General features: G+C 70.6%; 23 protein-coding genes. 16 read left to right on the forward strand and 7 right to left on the reverse strand.

What is annotated here, in order from left to right:
- Positions 1–28 precede the first annotated feature (28 nt).
- Positions 29–844: a tRNA pseudouridine(38-40) synthase TruA gene (gene truA, locus AWB89_RS00625; protein WP_241520396.1), complete on the forward strand. Its 816-nt coding sequence runs from the start codon at positions 29–31 to the stop codon at positions 842–844.
- A 52-nt stretch (positions 845–896) separates the two neighbouring features.
- Here the strand turns inward: truA and AWB89_RS00630 are convergent, their stop codons facing one another.
- On the reverse strand, positions 897–1,523 hold the full coding sequence (locus AWB89_RS00630) for a cutinase family protein (protein WP_372515369.1): 627 nt from the start codon (positions 1,521–1,523) through the stop codon (positions 897–899).
- Between the two features lie 50 nt (positions 1,524–1,573).
- Positions 1,574–2,422: a cutinase family protein gene (locus AWB89_RS00635; RefSeq protein WP_085096417.1), complete on the reverse strand. Its 849-nt coding sequence runs from the start codon at positions 2,420–2,422 to the stop codon at positions 1,574–1,576.
- A 127-nt stretch (positions 2,423–2,549) separates the two neighbouring features.
- On the opposite strand from AWB89_RS00635, the gene eccB reads away from it, so the two are divergent.
- Positions 2,550–3,941: a type VII secretion protein EccB gene (gene eccB, locus AWB89_RS00640; RefSeq protein ID WP_241520392.1), complete on the forward strand. Its 1,392-nt coding sequence runs from the start codon at positions 2,550–2,552 to the stop codon at positions 3,939–3,941.
- On the opposite strand, the gene mycP is transcribed toward eccB, so the two are convergent.
- The gene (mycP, locus tag AWB89_RS00645) at positions 3,906–5,201 is read right to left on the reverse strand and encodes a type VII secretion-associated serine protease mycosin (protein ID WP_241520393.1); all 1,296 of its coding nucleotides are present in this window, start codon (positions 5,199–5,201) and stop codon (positions 3,906–3,908) included. The two genes, eccB and mycP, sit on opposite strands and share 36 nt — an antisense overlap.
- On the reverse strand, positions 5,198–6,517 hold the full coding sequence (gene eccD / locus AWB89_RS00650) for a type VII secretion integral membrane protein EccD (protein ID WP_277621909.1): 1,320 nt from the start codon (positions 6,515–6,517) through the stop codon (positions 5,198–5,200). Before eccD ends, mycP begins: the two co-directional genes overlap by 4 nt.
- 159 nt (positions 6,518–6,676) lie before the next feature.
- On the opposite strand from eccD, the gene eccCb reads away from it, so the two are divergent.
- The 10 genes from eccCb to AWB89_RS00700 all read left to right on the forward strand — a co-directional run bounded on the left by eccCb (position 6,677) and on the right by AWB89_RS00700 (position 17,072).
- Entirely contained in the window at positions 6,677–10,315 is a 3,639-nt protein-coding gene (gene eccCb, locus AWB89_RS00655; RefSeq protein ID WP_085171136.1) for a type VII secretion protein EccCb, read from the forward strand.
- Positions 10,312–11,565 carry a type VII secretion-associated protein gene (locus AWB89_RS00660; protein ID WP_085171137.1) on the forward strand — a complete coding sequence of 418 codons (1,254 nt, stop codon included), beginning with the start codon at positions 10,312–10,314 and terminating at the stop codon, positions 11,563–11,565. Before eccCb ends, AWB89_RS00660 begins: the two co-directional genes overlap by 4 nt.
- A 50-nt stretch (positions 11,566–11,615) precedes the next feature.
- Complete coding sequence (locus AWB89_RS00665) at positions 11,616–11,927, forward strand: WXG100 family type VII secretion target (protein WP_142282387.1); 312 nt, start codon at positions 11,616–11,618, stop codon at positions 11,925–11,927.
- Between the two features lie 7 nt (positions 11,928–11,934).
- Positions 11,935–12,237 (forward strand): WXG100 family type VII secretion target, encoded by a 303-nt coding sequence (locus AWB89_RS00670; protein ID WP_142282393.1) that lies wholly within the window; start codon positions 11,935–11,937, stop codon positions 12,235–12,237.
- Between the two features lie 223 nt (positions 12,238–12,460).
- Positions 12,461–12,844, forward strand: a complete 384-nt coding sequence (locus tag AWB89_RS00675; RefSeq protein ID WP_085171139.1) for a type II toxin-antitoxin system death-on-curing family toxin — start codon at positions 12,461–12,463, stop codon at positions 12,842–12,844.
- A gap of 177 nt (positions 12,845–13,021) precedes the next feature.
- Positions 13,022–13,465, forward strand: coding sequence for a 50S ribosomal protein L13 (gene rplM, locus AWB89_RS00680; protein WP_085171140.1), 444 nt, complete (start codon positions 13,022–13,024; stop codon positions 13,463–13,465).
- Complete coding sequence (rpsI, locus tag AWB89_RS00685; protein WP_085171141.1) at positions 13,462–13,950, forward strand: 30S ribosomal protein S9; 489 nt, start codon at positions 13,462–13,464, stop codon at positions 13,948–13,950. Before rplM ends, rpsI begins: the two co-directional genes overlap by 4 nt.
- Before the next feature lie 127 nt (positions 13,951–14,077).
- On the forward strand, positions 14,078–15,415 hold the full coding sequence (gene glmM, locus AWB89_RS00690) for a phosphoglucosamine mutase (protein WP_085171142.1): 1,338 nt from the start codon (positions 14,078–14,080) through the stop codon (positions 15,413–15,415).
- A 47-nt stretch (positions 15,416–15,462) separates the two neighbouring features.
- On the forward strand, positions 15,463–15,750 hold the full coding sequence (locus tag AWB89_RS00695) for a hypothetical protein (RefSeq protein WP_085096401.1): 288 nt from the start codon (positions 15,463–15,465) through the stop codon (positions 15,748–15,750).
- Between the two features lie 2 nt (positions 15,751–15,752).
- Positions 15,753–17,072 carry a hypothetical protein gene (locus AWB89_RS00700; protein WP_085171143.1) on the forward strand — a complete coding sequence of 440 codons (1,320 nt, stop codon included), beginning with the start codon at positions 15,753–15,755 and terminating at the stop codon, positions 17,070–17,072.
- A 4-nt stretch (positions 17,073–17,076) separates the two neighbouring features.
- Here the strand turns inward: AWB89_RS00700 and AWB89_RS00705 are convergent, their stop codons facing one another.
- Positions 17,077–18,120 (reverse strand): LLM class F420-dependent oxidoreductase, encoded by a 1,044-nt coding sequence (locus AWB89_RS00705; RefSeq protein ID WP_085171144.1) that lies wholly within the window; start codon positions 18,118–18,120, stop codon positions 17,077–17,079.
- 146 nt (positions 18,121–18,266) lie between these two features.
- On the opposite strand from AWB89_RS00705, the gene AWB89_RS00710 reads away from it, so the two are divergent.
- Positions 18,267–18,647, forward strand: coding sequence for a DUF4189 domain-containing protein (locus AWB89_RS00710; RefSeq protein WP_085096395.1), 381 nt, complete (start codon positions 18,267–18,269; stop codon positions 18,645–18,647).
- 16 nt (positions 18,648–18,663) lie between these two features.
- Here AWB89_RS00710 and AWB89_RS00715 read toward each other — a convergent pair whose 3' ends face one another.
- Together AWB89_RS00715 and AWB89_RS00720 are read right to left on the reverse strand one after the other, a co-directional pair.
- Entirely contained in the window at positions 18,664–19,503 is an 840-nt protein-coding gene (locus AWB89_RS00715) for a dienelactone hydrolase family protein (RefSeq protein ID WP_085171145.1), read from the reverse strand.
- Between the two features lie 25 nt (positions 19,504–19,528).
- Positions 19,529–19,729, reverse strand: a complete 201-nt coding sequence (locus AWB89_RS00720) for an Rv1535 family protein (protein ID WP_085171146.1) — start codon at positions 19,727–19,729, stop codon at positions 19,529–19,531.
- 524 nt (positions 19,730–20,253) lie between these two features.
- On the opposite strand from AWB89_RS00720, the gene glmS reads away from it, so the two are divergent.
- From glmS to AWB89_RS00735, 3 genes are read left to right on the forward strand one after another with little or no spacing between them, the layout of a single operon-like run.
- The gene (glmS, locus tag AWB89_RS00725; RefSeq protein ID WP_085171147.1) at positions 20,254–22,119 is read left to right on the forward strand and encodes a glutamine--fructose-6-phosphate transaminase (isomerizing); all 1,866 of its coding nucleotides are present in this window, start codon (positions 20,254–20,256) and stop codon (positions 22,117–22,119) included.
- A 50-nt stretch (positions 22,120–22,169) separates the two neighbouring features.
- On the forward strand, positions 22,170–23,069 hold the full coding sequence (locus AWB89_RS00730; RefSeq protein ID WP_085096386.1) for a DUF4436 domain-containing protein: 900 nt from the start codon (positions 22,170–22,172) through the stop codon (positions 23,067–23,069).
- A gap of 28 nt (positions 23,070–23,097) precedes the next feature.
- Positions 23,098–23,805, forward strand: a complete 708-nt coding sequence (locus tag AWB89_RS00735) for a rhomboid-like protein (protein WP_338152732.1) — start codon at positions 23,098–23,100, stop codon at positions 23,803–23,805.

Genomic DNA, 23,805 nt, shown 5'->3' on the forward strand with positions numbered 1-23,805 from the left:
GAATTTTCAGGTCCGTCTGCGGCTCGACATCGCCTACGACGGAACGGAATTCGCGGGCTGGGCTGCCCAGGCCGGGCAGCGGACCGTCGCCGGCGTCCTCGATGAGGCGCTGACGACGGTCTTTCGCGCTCCAGTGCGGCTGCGCGCGGCCGGGCGCACCGACACGGGGGTCCATGCCACCGGGCAGGTCGCCCACGTCGACGTGCCTGCCGACGCGCTGCCGAACGCGTACCCGCGCGCGCCGCGGGTCGGTGAGCCGGAGTTCCTGCCGCTGGTGCGCCGCCTGGGCCGGTTCCTGCCCACCGACGTCCGGGTGCTCGACATCGCCCGCGCCCCAGCGGCTTTCGATGCCCGGTTCTCGGCGCTGCGGCGCCACTATGTGTATCGGTTGTCGACGGCTCCCTACGGGGTGGAGCCACAGCAGGCGCGCTATGTCACCGCCTGGCCGCGCGACCTGGACGTCGAGGCGATGGCCGCCGCGTCGCGGGATCTGGTGGGACTGCACGACTTTGCTGCATTCTGCCGGCAGCGCGAGAACGCCACCACCATCCGCGACCTGCAGCGGTTCGACTGGTCACGTGATGGCGACCTGATCACGGCGCACGTCACCGCCGACGCGTTCTGCTGGTCGATGGTGCGGTCGCTGGTCGGGGCGCTGCTGGCCGTCGGCGAGCACCGCCGCCCGGCGTCCTGGTGCCGCGACTTGCTCTCGGCCACGGACCGGTCCAGCGACTTCGCCGCCGCGCCCGCGCACGGGCTGACGATGGTCGGCGTCGACTACCCGCCCGACGACCAGCTGGCCGCGCGGATTCTGATCACGCGCGATCTGCGCACGCGAGGCTAGTGGCGATCGCGAGCGCGGCCTAGCCGGGCGATGCGGGTCGCCACCATCGGCGCTAGACGCGGCTGGCGACGAAAGTGGCGGCCTGGTTGGTGAACCCGGGCACGTAGCCCAAATGCGCGCTCCACTTGTTGCCGTTGGAGCAGATCGGGTCGCCGGGGTTGCACAGGTCGATGGTCTTGCCGTCGAAATCCGGGGTCAGCGCGCTCATCAGCGTGCCCGCCCGCGCGGACGGGTTCCCGAACAGGGCCACGGCGGCGACGTGGTCGGCCGCGGCAGCGGGCAGCGGCTGGTGGAAGCCGAGGCCGGGAAGCGGTGCGGCGGTGACGATGTCGATGACGGCGGCGCCCTGCGAATACCCGCCGAGCACCATCTTGGTCTTCGGGCAGTTGTTGGCCATCTGCTGGACGTGGTTGCTGGCGTCGTTCGCGCCGTCGGCGGCGGCCAGGAAGTCCTTGTTCGCGGGGTAGTTAACCCCGTACGCCCCAACGCTTTTGCGGGTGTTCTGGCGCAGCGAGTTGACGAAGGCCTGGCCCACCTTCCCGACGCCCGGCGGCTCGTCGGTGCCGCGGGCGAACACCACCTCGACGTCCGGGCACGACGCCGACGCCAGCGGCAACAGCTTAGGGACGACGAAAAGCGCGACCGCCGCAAGGAATGCGGCGGTCAGCCCCAAGCGGATAAGCCTCACACAACGAGGCTAAGGGGCCAAAATCAAGGCCCGGTAACGATTTAGACAAGCGGCGCTTGAGGATTCGGCGTCGGCGGCGCGTACGGCGTGTTCGGCGTGTTGGGCGCCGGGACGTTGCCGGGCACCGACGGGCCGGAACCCGGGGTCTGCGGGCCGTAACCGGGCGACTGCGGCGGATAGCCGGGCGTCTGCGGGCCGTAGCCGGGCACCTGCGGACTGGTCCCGGCCATCAGCTTGGACGCGACAAAGGCCGCGGCCTGGGTGGTGTAGGCGGGGACGTAGCCCTCGGTGTGGCCGCTCCACTCGTTGCCCTGACCCGCGTGGCAGATCGGGTCCTGCGGATTGCACAGGTCGATCGCCTTGGATCCGAGCAGCGCGCTCTGGGCGGGCAGCGTCCCGCCGGCGCGGTCGGCCACGTCGCCGAAGGTGGCGACGGCCACGATGTTGTTGGCGTACTGCGGCGGCAGCGAGTTGCCCCAGCTGATGCCGCCGATCGGCACGCCGGCCACGATGTCCATCACCGAGGCGCCCTGCGAGTAGCCGCCCAGCACGATCTTGGTGTTGGGGCAGGTCTCGACGCTCTTCTTGACGCGGTCGATGGTGTCGTTGGCGCCGTCGCCGCCGTGCAGCTGCAGCTTGCTGGCCGCGTAGTTCACCCCGTAGGGCAGGATGTTCAGGCCGGTCTGCTGGCGCAGCGAGTCGACGAACGCGTCACCGACGCGGCCTAGGCCGGGCGGCTCGTTGGTGCCGCGGGCGAAGATGACCTCGACGTCCGGGCAGTCGAAGGCGGAGGCGACCGGCGTCGCCGTCGGGGACAGGAGCAGGCCGGTGGCGGTGAGCACTGCGGAAACCCCCGGGCCCACCCAGCGACCTATGCGATGGGAAGACACGCCGAAATATTACCGGCAACCAGCGGGAATCGAAATTCGGCGGCCTGTGGATAACCGGCGCGGCCGCGGTCTACCTGCGGCTTAACTAAAGCCGGGAGACGGATTCCACAAGTTTTTCGAGGGTATTTTGGACCGTTCGCAGCTGCGCCGGGCGACGACCCGGCTACCGGTCGGCGGTTACCGATTTCTGCTGCGCCGCCTCGAGTGCGCGTTGCTGGGGCGCGACATTCACGCCGCAGACGAACCGCTGCGCGCGGATTCGGCGGCGCTCGGAGTCGGGTGCGTTCTGGCCGCCATCACGGTGGCGGGCTGCGCGTTACTGGGCGTGCTGCGGCCGCAGGCGGACCTCGCGCAGGCCCGGATCATCATGGGCCAACAATCCGGCGCCTTGTATGTGCGGGTGGGCGAGGCCTGGCATCCGGTGCTGAACCTGGCGTCGGCGCGGCTGATCGCGCAGACGGCCGCGAACCCCCGGCCGGTCCGAGAGTCCGATTTGGCGCGCACCAAGCGCGGTCCGTTGCTCGGCATTCCGGGCGCCCCGCAGCTGATCGGGGAGCCGCTGCGAGCGGACGAATCGGCCTGGACGATCTGCGACACGGACGGCAGCGGCGGGACGACCGTCGTCGTCGGTCCCACCGCAGGATCGCCGGCCCACCGGCTGGCCTCCGGCCACGGGCTCCTGGTTACGCCGGCATCGGGCTCGCCGGCCTACCTGCTTTTCAACGGGCAACGCGCGGTGGTGGACCTTTCCGACGCCGCGGTGGTGCGCGCACTCCGGCTGGAGGGCCGCGCACCGCAACTCGTCTCGCAGGCGTTGCTCAACGCGGTGCCCGAGGGTCCGGCGATACGCGCTCCACGGATTCGCGGACTGGGCACCACCGCGGCCGGGCTGCCCGGGTTTTCCGTCGGCAGCGTGCTGCGCATCGCGCGTGGTGATGCCGACGAGTACTACGTCGTCTTGCCCGCCGGGGTCCAGCGCATCGGGCGCGTGGCCGCGGACCTCCTGCGTTTCCGCGATTCGCAGGGCACCGCCAACGCCATCACCGTCGCGCCCGACGCGATCCGCGCCGCAGCGGTCGCGAACGTGCTGCCGGTGGGCGATTTCCCCGACCGGGCACCGGAACTCGACGTTGGCGGCACGCTGTGCGTCGCATCCCTGCCCGCGCCGTCCGGAGATTTCGACACCGCGTTCCTGATCGGCGGCGGCCTGCCGGTGCCGGCCGGTCGGACCCCGGTGACCCTGGCTCAAGCCGATGGCCGCGGGCCCGCGCTGGACGGGGCATATCTGCCGCCCGGCCGGAGCGCCTACGTGCGGGACGGTAACCGAACCGGCACGCGCTACCTCGTCACCGACACGGGGGTGCGGTTCGCCGTCCACGATGACGACGCCGCGCGCGATCTTGGCCTTCCGGAGCCTATTCCGGCGCCGTGGCCGGTGCTGGCGGCCCTGCCGTCCGGACCGGAACTGAGCAGGCAGGGCGCGTCAGTCGCCCGCGACACGGTGGGCGGACGCCCGTAACCGTCCCGCTGCCAGGAGCCCTATCAGTGCAACGAGACAGATGGCGGCGCCCCGCAGCGCGACGTCACGGGCGTGCCGATCCGGGCGTGTCGGTTGCGGCGGCGTGACGATCGGCACGGGCGACGGTGTCGGCCTGGCGGTTTCGGGGGGACTGGAGTCGGTGCTGACCGCGGCCAGCGCATCGACGGTGCCGTTGCCGACGAGCGGATCCCATCCGTCGGGTGGGTGGTGCGCGGTTGACTCGATGCGCTGCATCACCTGTCGCGCGGTGAACGCCGGAAAGCGCGCTCGGATCAGCGCGGCCAGCCCACTGACGACGGGCGCCGCGTAGCTGGTGCCCGAAACCGGTTGTGTGCCCAGAGCAGTCACGGTCTCGCCGGGCGCCGCGACATCGACCCAGGGGCCGGCGAGGGTGAAGTCCGACGGCGCGCCTTCGGCGTTGACCGAGCCGACCGTCAGCACGTAGTCGTCATACCAGGCCGGGCTGACCACGACAGTGGTTGTCTGCCAGGTCGCGTCGGACCGCTGGCGCGGGCACTGGGCGGCGCCGCCGCTGTTGCCGGCCGCGGCCACGACGACGGCGTTCTTGACGTCGACCGCATACGCCAAGGCGGCCCCCAGCGCTCGGTCGTCGAGGGTCGAGCCGACCGGAACGCAAGCGATCGAGGAGATGTTGATCACCGAGGCGCCGAGGTCGGCGGCGGTGCGGACGGCCTTTGCCATGGTGTCCACGTCGCCGACCGCTGACCGCGAACGGTCGCCGGCGGAGACGAATTTCGAACTGGACTGGCGGATGCTGATCACGGTGGCTTCGGGCGCCACCCCGGCGGAGCCGTCGGGCGTGGAATCGCCTGCGGCGGCGATGATTCCGGCCACCAGGGTGCCGTGCGCGTCGCAATCTTGGGTCCCATCGCCGGTCGATACATAGTCGCCGCCGGCCACCAGGTTCGGCAGCCTGGGGTGCGGTGAGACCCCGGTGTCGATCACCGCGACGCGTTGTCCCGCGCCGCGGGTAAGCCGCCAAACCTGGGGCAGGTCGCCGACGAGTGGGGCCCGGTCGCCGCGTGTCGCGTCCGTCGTCATCGGCGCGCAGGTTTCGCGCTGCAGGGTCGGCCACGGCGGCGCCGGCGGAGCCGGCTTGGGCAGCCACTTGTCGTCGATGCTCGGCGGCGAAACCGCGTGTGCCGTCGGGGCCCCCAGCTGAGCCAGCGCTACCAGTGCCGACGCCGCCAAGAGCCGCGCGGCGCGTGACGCGTTCACGGGAGACTCAAGCCGCGGACGGCGCCGTAGAGGCCGCATACCCAGCACGTGATGGGCACCATTGCCACCAGGGCCAGTCCCTCCAGTGCGTCGACGGTGCGGCGCAGCACGGGCGATGGGGATGCCGCCGAAGCCACAAAGCCCAGGCACATCGCGGCGGCGGCCAGCGCCGTCGTCGTCGCCGCCGTCCATGCCCCACATGACCCCAATGCGACGAAAGTCGTTGCGATGACCGCCGTTCCGCACGTGGCGAACACCGGGGCGTCCCTGCCGTCGCCGCGCCGAACGCGCAGCAACAGCAGCACCCCCGTGAGCGCGCCGAAAACGATGCGGGGCGGACCGTGCGGGGCGGCGAGCACAGTCACGACGGCGCCCAGCGCGGCCGCGCACGCGAACGCGGCGAGCAAGCTGGTCAACCAGGTCCGGGCCCGGACCGCTTTGGCGTCCAGGTCCGGTGCCGGTGGCAGCTGTGGCGACAACCGGGCAATGGCGATCGATATCCGCGCCGCCAGGGCGAGCAGGCCCAGGGACGTGAGCGCCGATACCGAGCCAATGACGTGCGGCGGGGCGGCGGTGATCAGACCGACCAGCGCCGCGGCCGCGACGATCGTCGCGACGCACGCGAGGGCGGTCAATGTGACCGCGCCGCAGCCGGATAGGCGGAGCGCCAGGACCGCGGTGACGGCCGCCGTCATCGCGCCCAGCACCGCGTGGGGGAGACCGGGCACACCGGGCACCGCGAGGTAGCCGGCGACCGCAGTGCACGTGGTGGCGATCACGCTCAGCGTGAGCCCGGCCAACGCATCCCCATGCGTGCGGTGCGCAATCCGCGCGAAATGCACGGCCACCAACCCGGCCGACACCATGACGGCGACGGCCTCGCCGGTGGCCTTGGCGGTGAACGCGTTTCGGATGAGTGTCAGCCCACCGATGCCGGTCAGGACGGTCGCGGCGAGCGCGCCGGTCAGGCGAATCGCTTGCCGGCGCCCCAAGCTGCTGCCGGGCCGCGCCGTTGAGTCCAGCACCGCCGAAACGGCCTCCGCCACGTCCTCGCAACGCGGAGCGGGTGGCGGCGTGGCGGACTCGGTCAGTACCAGCACTTCGCCGTCCCGGACACCGTGCTGCGCCAACGTCGTCGAGGTGCTCAACGCGGCCGCGCCGGGCCGGGACAGCCGGTAGCGCCTCGGCACGGGTTCAGCGGAAGCGCCGTCGTCGCGGCCGTCCAGGATGTCGATGATCGACGGCATCAGGACGGCGACCGGCACGTCCGCGGGCAGCGCCACGTCGACGGCGGTGCCGCCGGCGTGGACCGACACACGGCGTAGCCCCCGATCGGTCCCCGGCAACGATGCCTCCTTTTGTCGGACTAGGGGCACGGTAACCGGTTCCCCGTCGCGCGAGATCCCGCTATCCACAGGCGACTTGCCGCCCACTTCGGCACTGCATACCGTCGCCCCAACCGTGGGAGGGCCGGGATGACTCAGTGGTTCGCGCCGGTGGCGCGGCGGCCGCCGCAGGCGTACGACGCGGCCGACATCGTCATCGACGCGCCGTCAGGTCGTCCGCCGCCACGATCACCCGGATGGCTGCCCGTTGTGGCGTCGGTGGCGGCCCTCGGCGTCATGGCGGCGGCCGTCTACTCGGGGTCGACGGTCGCTCGCAATCCGGCGCTCCTGGCATTTCCGGCCATGACGCTGGTTTCCATGGCGGTGTCGATGGCCGCCGGACGTCGCCAACGGCAGGGGCGAGGCGTCGACGCCGACCGCGCCGACTATCTCTGCTACCTGAGCCGGCTCCGCCTCACCGTCACCGAAATCGAGGCTGCGCACCGCCTTTCGCTGGCGCGGAGCAATCCGGATCCCGACACGTTGTGGACGTTGATCGGCGGCGCGCGGATGTGGGAGCGCAGCGCTTCGGACCCGGATTTCTGCGTGGCCCGAGTCGGCGTCGGCAGCCGGCCGCTGCCCACCCGGTTGCTGGCCGCGGAGCCCTCGTCCCATGAGCCCTGGGATCCCGTCACCGCCGCGGCCCTGAGCCGCTTCCTGCAAACGCATTCCACTGTGCCCGATGTGCCCATCACGATCGCCCTGTCCGCCGCCGGGACGGTGAGGATCGACGGCGATGTGCCCGCGGTGCGCGCACTGTTGCGCGCGATGATCTGCCAACTCGCCGCGCTGCACCCGCCGGATCACTTGCGGATCGCCGGGGTGGTCAGCGACGCGAATCGCGAGCATTGGGATTGGCTGAAGTGGTTGCCCCACAACCAACATCCGACCGCCACCGATGCGGTGGGTTCCGCCCGGATGGTGTATCGCAGTCCGGCCGAGGCGCGGAGCGCGCTCGCCGACGTGGGATCGCACGCGATCGTCGTCGCCGACCTCGGCGAGCCTGCGGCCCCCGCTGCGATCACGGACGTCACGCTCCTCGAGGTCGGCGCCGGCGGCGAGGGCACGCCGGTGACGATCCGGCGCGGCGACGAGGCCGAACCGCTGCACTGCCCCGATGCGATGGACATGGTCGACGCCCTGACGTGTGCCCGCCGGCTCGCGGGGTATCGGGTCGGCCCCGCGCCGCACGGCGCCTGGCAGGACTCGGCGGGGATCGGCAGGCTCACCGATTTCGATCCGGCGGCCTTGTGGCGCAGCCAAGGTGACCGCGATCGGCTGCGCGTTCCCATCGGGATCGCGCTCGACGGCGCGCCACTGGAACTGGATATCAAGGAGGCGGCGGAAAAGGGCCAGGGCCCGCACGGGCTCTGCGTGGGCGCCACCGGTTCGGGCAAATCGGAGCTGCTGCGCACCATCGCGCTGGGGATGGTCGCCCGGAACTCCCCGGCGGCGCTCAACCTGCTGCTCATCGACTTCAAAGGGGGCGCAACGTTTCTCGATCTGGCGCGCGCGCCACACGTCGCCGCCGTCGTCACCAACCTCGCCGACGAGGCGCCGCTGGTGGCGCGGATGCATGACGCGTTGGCCGGCGAGATGGACCGCCGGCAACGAATTCTGCGAGCGGCGCGGTGCGCCAGCGTCGCGGCCTACGAACGCGCGCGCAGCGCCGGCGGCCGGTTGCACGCCCTACCCGCGCTGCTGATCATCGTCGACGAGTTTTCCGAACTGCTCAGCCGCCACCCAGAGTTCGCCGACACGTTCGTCGCGATCGGCCGGCTCGGCCGGTCGCTGGGCATTCACCTGCTGCTGGCCAGTCAGCGCCTCGATGAGGGGCGGCTGCGCGGCCTGGACGCCCACCTCTCGTATCGGATCTGCCTGAAGACCCTGTCTGCCGCCGAATCACGTGCGGTGCTGGGCACGCTTGACGCGTATGAGCTACCGGGCACGCCCGGCGCGGGCTTTCTGCGTGCGAGCGGCGGCGAGCCGGTTCGCTTCCAGGCCTCGTTCGTGTCGGGAACGGTGCCGGCGGACACGCAGACGTCCGCGCCGGCGGCGTCGGTGCGGCTATTCAGCACTCGGCCGGCCGGTCCCCTGGCGCGCAGGGCCGGGCGTGACGGCTCGGCCACTCGGACCGTCCTGGAATCCGTTCTCGACCGGCTGGCCGGGCATGGGCCGCCGGCGCACCACGTTTGGCTGCCGCCGCTCGGTGAGGCGCCGGCCGTGGACACCTTGCTGCACGACGCCCCGACGGCGGCGGGCGGCCTGGCCGTACCGATCGGCATTGTCGACCGTCCCTTCGAGCAGTCCCGCACGCCTCTGCTGGTGGAGTTGTCGGGGGCCGCGGGCAACGTGGCGATCGTCGGGGCGCCCCGATCGGGCAAATCGACGGCGCTACGCACGCTCATCACGGCGTTGGCTGCCACCCACGGCCCGGGGCGGGTGCGCTTTTACTGCCTGGACTTCGGTGGCGGAGCGCTGGGCTCGCTGCGCCCCTGGCCGCACGTGGGCGCCGTCGCCGGACGGGCCGATCCGGGGCTGGCGCGGCGGATGGTCGCGGAGATGGAAGCTGTTGTCCGCCAACGAGAGAACCACCGGGGTGACGACGAGCAAGACGACGATCGACTCGCCGATGTCTTCCTCGTCGTCGACGGGTGGGCGACCCTACGGCAGGAATTCGAGGAACTCGAGGCCCCGGTCGCCGCCCTTGCGGCGCGGGGGCTTTCGTTCGGTGTGCACGTGGTGTTGTCGGCATCGCGCTGGGCCGAGATCAGGCCCGCGCTGCGAGATCAGATCGGCACCCGCATCGAGTTGCGGCTCGGCGATCCCGCGGATTCCGAGATAGACCGCAGGCGGGCACAGCAAGTGCCCCTCGACAGCCCGGGCCGTGGCCTATCCCGCGAGGGCCTGCACATGATCATCGCATTGCCCACCGAGCGAATCCGTGATGATGGAAAGGCCGCGCCCCCGATAGCGCTGCTTCCCCCGCGCGTGGACCACGACGCCGTCGTCCGGGCAGCGGGTGCGCAACTCGGTGCGCGGATCCTGCTCGGCCTGGAGGAGCGCGAATTGGCGCCGGTCGCACTGGATTTCGGTCAACACTCGCATCTGTTGATCATGGGGGGCAACGAGTGCGGGAAAACGGCCACGATGCGGGCCTTATGCCGCGAGATCGTGCGGACGACAACCGCAGGCGAAGCCCAGCTGCTGGTCGTCGATTATCGCCGCGCCCTGTTGGGCGTCGTCGAATCGGACCACCTCGGTGGCTACGCCATCTCCCTGGCCGCGCTGGGAGGACTGTTACCCGGCCTGCTCGATTCGCTGCGGCGCCGGATGCCGCCACCGGATGTCGGCCAGGCGCAGCTGCGCGCCAGGTCGTGGTGGTCCGGGCCCGAGCTGTTCGTCGTGGTCGATGACTACGACCTGGTGGCCGCCGCGTCGGGTAACCCGCTCGCGGCCCTCGTCGAATACCTGCCCCACGCACGGGATCTGGGCTTGCACCTGATGGTGGCGCGGCGCAGCGGCGGCGCCGAGCGTGCCCTGTTCGAGCCGTTGTTGGCGGCCCTGCGCGACCTCGGCTGCATGACGCTGATGATGAGCCGGCGCCCGGACGAGGGCGCATCGTGGGGCGGCGGGCGCCCGCGGGCAATGCCTCCCGGGCGTGGCGTTCTGGTGACCCGCGCGGGTGGCGAACAAGTTGTGCAAGTGGCCTGGAGCCCGCCGCCATGACACGCCACCGGGCGGTGCTCGAGGCCGGACCGGGCACCATCCGCCGATTGTGTTGCGGGACAGGCGAACCCGCCGAAGAAAACCTTGGCGAGGTCGTGCGGGAGGCGCTGGCAGCGGTAGACGATCGGGTGGCGCTGGTCGATGGCCGCCCGGTGACCGTCGATTCGCTGTGGTGCGTCGCGCTGCGGTCGGTGAAGTGTGCCGACGGCGACGGCCTGCTCGTCGTTCATCCATCCTGGTGGCCGTCGGCGCGTGTCGACCGGGTGGCCCGCGCCGCCAAGACCTTCGGCTCCGACGCCATGGCCCGGCACAGGTCGTGGCTGCTGGCGCGGGCGCCCGAGGCCCGGAGTGGCGCCGGGGCAGTCGTGACGGTGGAGATCGCCGAGCGACTCGTCGCGATCACCGGCTCAGAGGTCGCCGCGATACCGCGGGTGGCAGAACCGCATTCGGTTGCCAACGAGGTCGTGACGCTCATCGCGGGCATGAGCGCCGCGGTGGTCGTGATCGACGCACCCGGCACGGTGGCCGGCGCACCGGCCCTGGCGGCGTTGATCGCCGCGGCCGTCCGCAAGAACGGCCGAACCGCGGTCGAGATCGGAGACGCCCGGCTGGCACGGTTGGCCCAGGCGGCTGCTTCGCTGCCGGACGATACGCGCGATTCAACGGGCAGCGCCGGAACCGTTGGCGTTCGATCCCGGGCGCGGACGGCCGGCGGGCTGGCGGCGGCCGCCCTGCTGCTCACCGTCTTGCCGATGGTGATGTCGGGCGGGGCGTCCCGCGGCGGGCATGGCCCCTCGCCGTCGGTCGCGGTGTCGATGGCGCCCACGACGTTTCTGGTCGAAGGCCGCGTGGCGCTGACGGTGCCGGCGAACTGGTCCGCGCAGCGGGTGATCACCGGGCCCGGGTCCGCCCGGGTGCAGGTCACGTCCCCGTCGGATCCCGAAGTGGCGTTGCACGTCACCCAGTCGCCGGTGCCCGGCGAAACGCTGAGTGGCACCGCCGAGCGTCTGAAACGTGCGATCGACGCGGAACCCACGGGCGTATTCGTCGACTTCAACCCGACGGGAAGCAGCGCGGGCCGCCCGGCGGTGACCTACCGGGAGATGCGCGCCACACACCACGTGCGATGGACCGTGCTGCTGGACGGGCCGGTGCGGATCAGCGTCGGGTGCCAGAGCCGTCCCGCCGACGAAGGGGCCGTCCGCGACGCGTGCGAACAGGCGGTGCGATCCGCCCACGCGATCGGTTGAGCCGACGAATCGGGCGGAACCGTATGGCGTCCCGCACGGTCCAATCTGATATGGCGAACACTCTGAGTACCGACTTCGGCCTCATGCGCTCGGTCGCTGCCACGACGGACGCGCGCAACGACGAGATCCGGGCGATGCTGCAGGCCTTCATCGGCCGCATGGACACGGTGCCGCGTTCTGTGTGGGGTGGGATCGCGGCCGCTCGGTTCAAAGACGTGGTGGATCGCTGGAATGCCGAGTCGACGCGGCTCTACCACGTCCTGCATTCGATCGCCGAGACGATCCGGCAGAACGAGGCCGCGCTGCTGGAGGCCGGCGAGAACCACGCCCATCGCATCGCCGCCGCCGGCGCAAACCTGTGAGGGAGGGATCACGGTGGATCAGGTCCTGTCCTACAACTTCGGCGAAATCGAACACTCGGTTCGCCAGGAAATCCATGCCACGGCTGCCCGTTTCAACGCGGCGCTGGACGAGTTGAGCTCGCAGATCGCCCCGCTGCGAGAGCTGTGGACCCGCGAGGCGGCCGCCGCGTACCAGGTCGCGCAGCTGAAGTGGCATCAGGCGGCGACTGCGCTGAACGAGATACTGGTCGACCTCGGGAATGCGGTGCGTGACGGCGCGGAGGAGATGGCGAACGCCGACCGCCGGGCCGCCGGCGTCTGGGCGAGGTAGCTCTGCTGGCCCCTGTGTGGTCCCGGCGGTGGAGAGCCGCCGGGACCACACAGTCAGCTGGTATCAAGCCGGCAGGCGGCCGCGGAGGGGCGCTCGATGCAGGCCGTCGTGCTCTCGGCCTCGACGAGTACATCGCCCGGCGTGCGCACCAGGCCAAGGTCGCCGGGGCGCTGCGGCGCGTGGTGAGCGAGGAGGCCGCGGTCCTGGAGCGACTCAAGGACGCGTGACCGAGTACCTGGATCTCGATGACCTGATGGAAGTCGCCCGGGCGGCGGTCGGTCCAGATGTCGTCGTCGCCGACTACGGCCTGCTGGAATCGGCGCTGGCGCGGCCCCGCGCCTCGGTGTTCGGGGAGGATGCCTACCGCGATCTGCACCTGAAGGCCGCCGCGCTGCTGCACTCCTTAATACGCAACCCCGCGCTGGTCGACGGGAACAAACGCCTCGCGTGGACCGCCTGCCGGACGTTCCTGGCGATCAACGGGCAGTGGATCGGCGCGCCGGAGGACGACCGCTTCGACTTCGTGGTCGGAACGGCCGCCGGCACGGTGCGGGATCTCGACGAGATCGCGGCGAGACTGCGCGCCTGGTCCTACCGGGAGGGCTGAGCGTCCGGATCCGATTTTGACCTGCGGGGACGCGCCTCTGTAAGCTGCTCGGTTGGCGTGCGGTACGCCGGGGCCTCGGGTCAATGTCGGTCGCCGAGATCAACCCCCACCGCGAACGCCTGACCGGCACCCGGCTCGACCCGGGATCCACCTCGAGAAGAAGAGAAGGTAAGCGCTGTGCCCACCTATGCGCCCAAGGCGGGTGACACCACGCGGTCGTGGTACGTCATCGACGCCACGGACGTGGTGCTTGGCCGCCTTGCCGTCGCGGCGGCCAACCTGCTGCGCGGCAAGCACAAGCCGACGTTCGCGCCCAATGTCGACGGCGGTGACTTCGTCATCGTCATCAACGCCGAGAAGGTCGCCCTGTCCGGCGACAAACTGCAGCAGAAGCTGGCTTACCGCCACTCGGGGTATCCCGGCGGTCTGCACAAGCGCACCACCGGCGAGCTGCTGGAGAAGCACCCGACCCGCGTCGTGGAGAAGGCCATCGTCGGCATGCTGCCCAAGAACAAGCTCAGCCGTCAGATTCAGCGCAAGCTCCGCGTCTACGCCGGCCCGGAGCACCCCCACACCGCTCAGCAGCCGGTTCCGTACGAGATCAAGCAGGTGGCCCAGTGACCGAAACAACCGAGGCGCTCGAGACCCCGGAAACCCCGGAGGTCCCGGAGACCCCGGCCGAGGCTCCGGCCGCCCGTCCCGCCGAGTCGTTCGTGTTCGAGCGGCCCATCCAGACCGTCGGCCGCCGCAAGGAGGCCGTGGTGCGGGTGCGCATCGTGCCCGGCACCGGCAAGTTCGACCTCAACGGCCGCAGCCTGGAGGACTACTTCCCCAACAAGGTGCACCAGCAGCTGATCAAGGCCCCGCTGGTGACCGTCGACCGGGTGGAAAGCTTCGACGTCTTCGCCCTGCTGCACGGCGGCGGCCCGTCGGGTCAGGCCGGCGCGCTGCGCCTGGGCATCGCCCGGGCGCTGATCCTGGCCTCCCCGGAGGACCGGCCCGCCCTGAAGAAGGCCGGCTTCCTCACGCGTGACCCGCGCGCCACCGAGCGCAAGAAGTACGGGCTGAAGAAGGCGCGCAAGGCGCCTCAGTACAGCAAGCGCTGATCGGCGTCTCTTTCTGGCCGCAACTTGGCAACGTTGCGGCGTGTCTGCGCACCCACGCGCGTGGTTTCGGTCAGAAAAGAACGGGCACGTTAGGTGAACGACCGGCAACTGTGAGAGGTTTTAGCGCATGGGTCGACTATTCGGCACCGACGGTGTCCGCGGGGTCGCCAATCGCGAGTTGACCGCGGAGCTGGCGCTGGCCCTGGGCGCCGCGGCGGCCCGGCACCTGGCGAGTTCCGAGCGGCCGGGCCGGCGGGTCGCCGTGATCGGCCGCGACCCCCGGGCCAGCGGCGAGATGCTGGAGGCCGCCGTGATCGCCGGGCTGACCAGCCAGGGCGTCGACGCGCTGCGGGTCGGGGTGCTGCCCACCCCCGCGGTGGCCTACCTCACCGGCGCGTACGACGCCGACTTCGGGGTGATGATCTCGGCGTCGCACAACCCGATGCCCGACAACGGCATCAAGATCTTCGGCCCCGGCGGCCACAAGCTCGACGACGACACCGAGGATCAGATCGAGGAGCTGGTCGCGGCCGGGCCCGGGTTGCGCCCGGTCGGCGCCGGCATCGGCCGCCGCATCGACGCCGAGGACGCCGCCGACCGCTACCTGCGCCACCTGTCCAAGACCTGCACGCTGCGGCTGGACGGCCTGACCGTGGTGGTCGACTGCGCCCACGGTGCGGCGTCGTCGGTGGCCCCGCGCGCCTACCGCGCGGCCGGTGCCCGGGTGATCGCGATCAACGCCGAGCCCAACGGGCTCAACATCAACGACGGCTGCGGCTCGACCCACCTGGACTCGCTCAAGGCGGCGGTCCTCGAGCACCGCGCCGACATCGGTCTGGCGCACGACGGCGACGCCGACCGCTGCCTGGCCATCGACGCCAACGGTGACCTCGTCGACGGCGACCACATCATGGTCGTGCTGGCGCTGGCGATGCGGGACGCCGGCGAGCTGGCCTCTGACACGCTGGTGACCACCGTGATGAGCAACCTCGGGCTGCACCTGGCGATGCGCTCGGCCGGCATCGCGGTGCGCACCACCGGCGTCGGCGACCGCTACGTCCTGGAGGAGCTGCGTGCCGGCGACTACAGCCTCGGCGGGGAGCAGTCGGGCCACATCGTGATGCCCGCGGTCGGCTCCACCGGCGACGGCATCGTCACCGGGCTGCGGCTGATGACGCGCATGGTGCAGACCGGCTCGTCGCTGGCCGACCTGGCCTCGGTGATGCGGTCGTTGCCGCAGGTGCTGATCAACGTCAAGGTCGCCGACAAGGCCACCGCCGCCGCGGCGCCCTCGGTGCAGACCGCCGTCGAAAAGGCCGAGGCCGAACTCGGCGACACCGGCCGAATCCTGTTGCGCCCCTCGGGAACCGAGCCGATGATCCGGGTCATGGTGGAGGCGCCCGAAGAAGATGTCGCGCATCGTGTCGCCACCCGCGTCGCGGAAGCGGTGAGCGCCGCGCGCTGATCGTTTCGCGCGGGAACCCCGACGCCGAGCCGGGCGTCGGATTAGGCATGAGACTCGATAGCTCAGGGGTACACAGGGTCGCCGATCAGCTGGGCGCTGTCGCCGAACTCCTCGACCGCGCCGTGGGAGATCATTTGGCGCGGTTGGCTTTTGGCGGTGCCTGCGCGGGCCGGGCGCACACCGCTCGCGGCGACGCCCTGCGCGTCCAGCTGGAGCGATTGACGGCCGAGGTGACGCGGTGGTCGCGGGCGGCCGCGGAGACCGCCGCCGCGCTGCGCGCGGGTGCCGACCGCTACGCCGACGCCGAACTGTACGCCGCGGCGCGGATCGCCTGACCGTGGCCGAACGGCTGGACGTCGCCGAGCGCCTCGCCGAGGGCCGGCCCGCCGTCGAGCACACCCAGACCTACGTGCGGGCGTGCCACGCGCTCGGCTACCAATATCCCGAAATGACGTCGCATCCCTTGCGGATTCGCGAGTGGTACGACACCGAAGAAGGCCTCGACCTTCGCGCGCTCGATCGCGACTGCACCGAGCTGCGGGCGGCGGGCGCGGCGGTCGCCGAAGCGCTGCGACTGCAGCGCGCCCAGCTTGCCGACCTCGCCGCAGCGTGGGCGGGCCCGGGCGGCGAATCCGCGGTCCGGTTCCTGGAGCGTCATTGCGACGCGGCGGGCGCGGTGGTCATGGAAGTCCGCGCGGCGGCCCAGCGGTGCGAGTCCCTGCGCGACAACCTGTGGTACCTGGTCGACTCGAAGGTCGCGGCGGCCATCGCCATCGACGATCGCACGCGGGCCCAGCAACCGGGGTGGTTGGCCGCGGCGGCCGCAGTCACCACCGGGGTGGGGGACCGGACGAGCGCCGAGGGCGTGGTCCGTGAGCAGATACAGCCGTACGTGGACAACGAGATTCGCGACGACTGGCTGACGACGATGCGTTCGACCGTCGAAGGGGTGGACACGTCCTACGACATGGTCATCGACCGGATGGCCGCCGCGCCGCCGGCGCGTTTCGAGGTGCCCGGCGACTTCGGGCCCGACTACCAGCCGCGCCCGGCGAGCCCGCCGGCCCCGCCCGCGGTGGTCACGCCCGCCGCGGCGTTCCCCGGTTCGGCGGCGGATCCCATTCCGGCTCCGCCCGCGGCGATCCCGTCGCCACCCACGCCGATTCCGCCGCCAACTGCGCCGATCCCGGCGCCGCCCCTGCCCGACCTGGGGACCGCCTCGGCCATGCCCGCGGGCGACGTGGGCGGCGGCCTGGGCGGTCTGGGGGGTCTGGGCGGGCTGGCCAACCGGATCGTCGAGGCGATGGGCTCCCTGCTGGATTCGGCGGGTGACCCGGCGGACCCCGAAGATGCCCTCGGCGACGAGGATCCGTTCCGACCCGATGATGCGGAAGACACCAAGGACAAGCCCGACGCGCCGAAAGAGGTCAACGAGGCCGAGAAGGCGCCGGACACCGCGGCGGCCCAGCCCGCCGAGCAGGCAATACCGGACGAGGCGCCGGCGGCGCCGGTCGACGCGCCGGCCGCGCCGGTCGACGCTCCGGCCGCTCCGGTCGACGCTCCGGCCGCTCCGGTTGCCGAGCCGCCGCCCCCGGCGACCGAGGCAGCAACGCCGTGCCAGATCGCCGCGGACCAACTCCCGCAGGCGGGGCGATGAGCGCTCAGGCGGGCCGCAGCGCCAGCGCGTCCTCGACGAAGCGCAGGCCTTCGCGCGCGTTGGTGGCCAGCGGGCTCACCAACAGCGTCGTCACGCCGGCCTCGGCGAAGGCGGCCAGGCGTTCGGCGACATACCCGCGGGGCCCGACGAGCGACATCCCGCGCACCAGCTCGTCGGGCACCAGGGCGATCGCCTCGCCCTTGCGCCCGGACAGGTAGAGCTCCTGGATCCGGTCGGCGACCTCGCCGAACCCGTAGCGGGTGGCCAGGTTGTGATAGAAGTTGCGGCCCTTGGCGCCCATGCCGCCCAGGTAGAGGGCAAGCTGCGGCTTGACCCAGGCGAGCCGCTCCTCGACGTCGTCGCCGATGGCCAGCGACGCGTGCACCATGACGTCCAGCGGCCCCAGCGCCGGATCGCGTTTGGCGGCCCCGGCGGCCAGCGCCTCGCCCCACACCAAGTGGGCCTTCTCCGGCAGGTAGAAGACGGGCTGCCAGCCCTCGGCGATCTCGGCGGTCAGCTCGACGTTCTTCGGGCCCAGCGCCGCAATGGAGATCGGAATGCGTTCGCGCACAGGGTGATTGATCAGCTGCAGGGCCTTGCCCAGGCCGGTGCCGCGATCGGCGGGCAGCGGGATCTGGTAGTGCTTGCCGGCGTACTGCACCCGCTCGCGGCGCCACACCTGCCGGCAGATCTCCACGATCTCGCGGGTGCGGCCCAGCGGGGCGTCGAACTCGACGCCGTGAAACCCCTCCATCACCTGGGGCCCGGACGTGCCGATGCCGAGCCGGAAGCGCCCGTCGGACACGAAATCCAGGCCGGCGGCGGTCATCGCCAGCAGCGACGGCGTGCGGATGTAGATGGGAAACACCCCCGACGCCAGCTCGACGGTGTTGGTCTTGGCGGCCAGGTACCCGAGCTGGCTGACGGCGTCGAAGGAATAGGCCTCGGCTACCACCGCGACGTCGATGCCGGCCTTTTCGAGTTCGACGATGCGGTCGACGCCGTCGTGAAACCCGCCCGAGTAGTCCAGAGCGATCCCGATTCGCATCCACGACAGATACCACGGCGGCGGCGCGCCGCGGTCGGCCGGGCGTTGCGCAGAATTGCTCCCGTCGCGGGAAGTCGTCTCCTGTAATAGTCTTCTTGCTTGCGCGGCAACAATGCGGGGCAAAAGAAATTGGGGCGGGAAGACTGATGAAGAAGCTGGTAGCGGCGGCGATCGCCATTGGCGGGGCCTTCGCAGCAACGCCCATCGCGAATGCCGACGACAATTGGATCGCGATGGCGATATCGGATTCCACGGGGCATATCTCGGGAATGTATGTGGGGCAATCCAGCCGATCCGCCGCCGAGCAGCTGGTGATGTCGGAGTGCCGCAAGCGGGTCAGCGACTGCCGTGTTCTGGCCAGCGGGCCGGGCGGCTGCGTCGCGCTGGCCAAGAACGCCGCCCAAACCAAGTACTTCGGGGGCTGGGGCCCGACGAGCGACGAGGCCGAGGGCGCGGCACTGGCCGCCGCCCATGGCGGGACGATCCTCAAGGACCAGGGCCACTGCCTGGGCGACGCCGCAGGCTGACGCGCCGCCCGCGCGCCTACTTGAGCAGCGCGACGACCTTGTCTTCCAGGCCGATCGGCTCGGCCTCGGGATCGACAGGATCGGTCCGCGGCAGCTTTGCGTCCGGATCGGCGAAGGCGCGATAGGTCTTGTCGCCGCCCAGCGCGTAGAGCAGGTAGCCGGTCAGCAACGCCCGAACCGATCGTTGCGTGCGCCGGTCCGGGCCGGCCAGCCCGACCACCTTGGCCAGCCGGCGGCCCTCGACCAGGCCGCCGGGTTCGGCCTTGTGCACGATGCGCAGCGTCGCGGCGTCCCACGCGGCGTCCAGCGCCAGGGCGTTGGAGTTCAGCGACTTCGGATCTCCCGGCGCGGTCAGGATCAGGCCGGGCACCTTCAGCGTCGCGGCGGGCTGCTCGGTCGGGGGAGTGGTGACCGCCGGGAACAGCGCCGCCACCGCCGCGGGCTTGTCGGGCATGCCGGCCGCGGCGAACACGGCCGCCGAGCCGCCGAAACCGTGGCCCACCACGCCGAGCTTGGCGGGATGCACGCTGATCTTGCCGGGCCCCAGCCGCACGCCGGCGACGATGTCGAGGGCGGTGCCCAGGTCGAAGGCGAAGTTGAGCACCGAGGGCGCCACGCCCCGCTGGGTGTCGGGCGCCGCGGCGACGATGCCCCACGACGCCAGGTGCTCGAGCAGGCCCGAATAGCGGGCGGCGCCGGCGAGCCAGTCGTGGCCGAACGCCACGGCGGGCAGATTGAGCCCCGACTCGGGCGTGTACACCACCCCCGGCAAACCGGCGAAGGCCAGGTCACCGCGCAAAACTCGGTGCGGGCCACGGCGGCTGAGGGCTGCGACGAGCTTCCGGATCCGAGCCACCCGTCGACGTTAGCGCATGGCGCCGCTAGGCCGTGACCTCGATGACGCCCACCCGCCACAGCGCCGCGTACAGGTGGCGCAGCGGGATGCTCAGCAAACGAGAGGCCGCGTCGACCATCGGGTCGCCCCCGCCGACCGGCGGGCGAGGGGTCCGCTTCGCGGCGGGCGCTACGCTCGGCCGAGGCGCGGTGGCGGTCACCACTTCGTCGAACAGAACAGCGGTCATGATTCCCTCCTGAAAGCTCTTTACGGGTCGTTTACCGACTCCCGGATTTCTGTTATTAACATTTGCTAGATGGTCATTTTCTTGAGGTTTACGAAAAGTTGAACTATCGGCATTTCGCGAAGGACTACCGGCCGGATTTTCGGCGGCGCAGCGTCGCGCTAAATCCTTGTCTAGCAGGTAGATTCGCCGGTAGCGGCCGACCGTCACCCCCGTTGTTCTTTCCGCTGGCCGCGGGTTGTTGCCAGCTGTTACCCGACATTTCGCAGTGTAAAGCGACCGGTTGCTGGGTAGCGGAAGCCAATGGGAACGACACGAATACATCCGGTGAAATGAGCGCCGATCCTTCGTGAAGGCGGTGTGAATGCATCGCGGCGGTCCTTCCCGTGCCTGGTGTCGATGGCTCTAGCTTCGGACCCGCGCCTTCAGGGATTCTCAACGATTTCTTGGCGCGCCCCGGCGGAGATAACCGCAGGTCGGCGGCGTGCTGGCGGGTTCGGTGCGCTCGCTGCACTACCCTGTTCAGGATGTGCGGGATTGTCGGCTACGTCGGACACCGTCCGGCCTGCGAGGTCGTCATGGACGCGCTGCGCCGGATGGAGTACCGCGGCTACGACTCATCGGGGATCGCACTGGTCGACGGCCAGGGCAAACTGACCGTCCGGCGTCGCGCCGGCCGGCTGGCCAACCTGGAAGAGGCGGTCGCGGAGATGGCGCTGGCGTCGAAGGCGGGCACCACCGGCCTCGGCCACACCCGCTGGGCCACCCACGGGCGCCCCACCGACCGCAACGCGCACCCGCACCGCGACGCCGCCGGCAAGATCGCCGTCGTCCACAACGGCATCATCGAGAACTTCCCGGAGCTGCGCCATGAGCTGGAGGCGGCCGGCGTGGAGTTCGCCAGCGACACCGACACCGAGGTGGCGGTGCACCTGGTGGCCCAGGCGTACCGCCACGGCGAGACGGCGGGCGACTTCGTCGCCTCCGTGCTGGCGGTGCTGCGCCGGCTCGAGGGCCACTTCACCCTGGTGTTCGCCAACGCCGACGAGCCGGGCACCATCGTGGCGGCCCGGCGCTCGACGCCGCTGGTGATCGGGGTCGGCGACGGCGAGATGTTCGTCGGCTCCGACGTGGCGGCGTTCATCGAACACACCCGCAACGCCGTGGAACTGGGCCAGGACCAGGCCGTCGTGATCAACGCGGACGGCTACCGCATCACCGACTTTCACGGCAACGTCGACGTCGAGTACCGCGAATTCCACATCGACTGGGATCTGGCCGCCGCCGAAAAGGGCGGCTACCCGTACTTCATGCTCAAGGAGATCGCCGAGCAGCCCACCGCGGTGGCCGACACCCTGCTCGGGCACTTCGTCAACGGCCGGATCGTCCTCGACGAGCAGCGCCTGTCCGACCAGGAACTGCGCGAGATCGACAAGGTGTTCGTGGTGGCCTGCGGCACCGCCTACCACTCCGGGCTGCTCGCCAAGTACGCCATCGAGCACTGGACCCGGCTGCCGGTGGAGGTCGAGCTGGCCAGCGAGTTCCGTTACCGCGACCCCGTGCTGGACCGCAGCACCCTCGTCGTCGCCATCTCGCAGTCGGGGGAGACCGCCGACACCCTGGAGGCGGTCCGCCACGCCAAGGAGCAGAAGGCCAAGGTGCTGGCGATCTGCAACACCAACGGCTCGCAGATCCCGCGGGAATGCGACGCGGTGCTCTACACGCGCGCCGGCCCGGAGATCGGCGTGGCGTCCACCAAGACCTTCCTCGCGCAGATCGCCGCCAACTATCTGGTCGGCCTGGCGCTGGCGCAGGCCCGCGGCACCAAGTACCCCGACGAGGTGGAGCGCGAGTACCGCGAGCTGGAGGCGATGCCCGACATGGTGGCCCGGGTGCTGGGGACGATCGAGCCGGTGGCCGCGCTGGCGCACCGGTTCGCCCAGTCCTCCACCGTGCTGTTCCTGGGCCGCCACGTCGGCTACCCGGTGGCGCTGGAGGGCGCGCTGAAGCTCAAGGAACTGGCCTACATGCACGCCGAGGGGTTCGCCGCCGGCGAGCTCAAGCACGGCCCGATCGCGCTGATCGAAGACGACCTGCCCGTCATCGTCGTGATGCCCTCGCCCAAGGGGCAGGCCACGCTGCACGCCAAGCTGCTGTCCAACATTCGCGAGATCCAGACCCGCGGCGCGGTCACCATCGTGATCGCCGAGGAGGGCGACGACACCGTGCGCCCCTACGCCGACCACCTCATCGAAATCCCCTCGGTGTCAACGCTTCTGCAGCCGCTGCTGTCGACCATCCCGCTGCAGGTGTTCGCCGCGTCGGTCGCGCAGGCCCGCGGTTACGACGTCGACAAGCCGCGAAACCTGGCTAAGTCCGTCACCGTCGAATAGCCCGTACAATCTCCGGGCGGTCAAGTCACGCGAGCGAACGGGGAGGCACATTGTCGGCGGATGGTTCGGCGAAGCGAGACAGGCGCTCCGGAAGATTGCTGATCATCGGCCTGGTGGTGCTGTTCGTGGCGACCTACGCGATCACGGTCGGGCTCTACGCCAGATCCGGGTGCGGCTGCCCCCGCCAAATCACCCAGGGGCAGGCGGCGACCGACGGGACCACCGTGACAATCGATCTGCAGGAGCTCCAGTCGGTCAAGGGCGGGCTGAACGGCAACGTCACCGTTTCCCCGGGGCGCGAGCTGCTCGATCCGCAGACCGGCGGCCTGACCGACGATCTCACCGTCTGGGTCCATTCCGCGATGACCCCCACCAAGCGCAGCTGGCCGAAGGGCACGGTGCCCGGCGTGTCCCCCGTTCCGCTGACCATCACGGGCGACCCGTCGGACTGGCCCTTCGATCACTACCACTCGGGGCCGATCACCGTTGACCTGTTCCGCGGCGCCTCCCCGGTGCCGCAACGGGCGTCGGTCACGTTCATCGACCGCATTCCGGGTTGGCGGGTCGACATACCCGTCAGCGGCAGATCGGATATCGCCGCGCCGATCTCCGCGCCCTACCGGGTGGAACTGCGCCGCTCTCCGAGCACGGCCGCGTTCGCCGCCGTCATCGTCGCCATGATGATCGCGATCGCCGCGATCGGTCTGTCGGTCGCCGTGCTGACGGCGCTCGACCGGCGAAAATTCCAGCCGCCGATGACGACGTGGTATGCGGCGATGTTGTTCGCGATCATGCCGCTGCGCAACGCGCTGCCCGACGCGCCGCCCATCGGGTCATGGGTCGACGTCACCGTCACGTTGTGGGTGATCGTCGCGCTCGTCAACGCGATGCTGCTCTACATCTTCTGCTGGTGGCGGCACCTGAGACCGGAGCCGGTCACCGTCGCGTAGCAACGCCGGGCATGCAACAGTTGAACTTGTGGCAAACGCATCGGTGAGCACGCGGCTGCGGCGCATCTGGCATGCCACATGGCGCTTCGTCGTCACCGCGCCGCTGACCTACGCGTGGCTGGTCGTCCTGACGATCACCACGATCATCCAGAACGAACTGCCCGGCCGCCAATTGCACTCGGTGCTGCTGCACCGATCCACCAACATTCACGCGCTGGGCACCGATCCGCTCGACGTCCTGTTTTCCAGCCTGCTGTGGCTCGACGGCAAGAACCTGGAACCGTACCTGCTGCTGTTCACCCTGTTTCTGGCGCCGGCCGAGCACTGGCTCGGCCAATTGCGTTGGCTCACGGTGGGATTGACCTCCCACATTCTCGCGACCTACATCAGCGAGGGCATCCTGTACTACGCGATCGAGGAGCACGAGGCGTCCGAGCGGCTGGTGCACGCCCGCGACATCGGGGTCAGCTACTTCCTGGTCGGTGTGATGGCCGTGCTGACCTACCACATCGCGCGGCCATGGCGCTGGGGCTACCTCGGCGTGCTGTTCGTCATCTTCGGTTTTCCGCTGCTGACCATGACCCGCCACGGCGTGAACTTCACCGCGATCGGCCACTTCGCCGCCATCCTCATCGGGCTCTGCTTCTACCCGATGGCGCGCGAACGCAAGCGTCCGGCGCTGAACCCGGCGCACCTGCGAGCCGCCTTCCGGCGAATCGGTTCGCGCGAGGGGTAG

Origin of the sequence: Mycobacterium paraense, from assembly GCF_002101815.1 — a bacterium.
GTDB classification, from domain to species: domain Bacteria; phylum Actinomycetota; class Actinomycetes; order Mycobacteriales; family Mycobacteriaceae; genus Mycobacterium; species Mycobacterium paraense.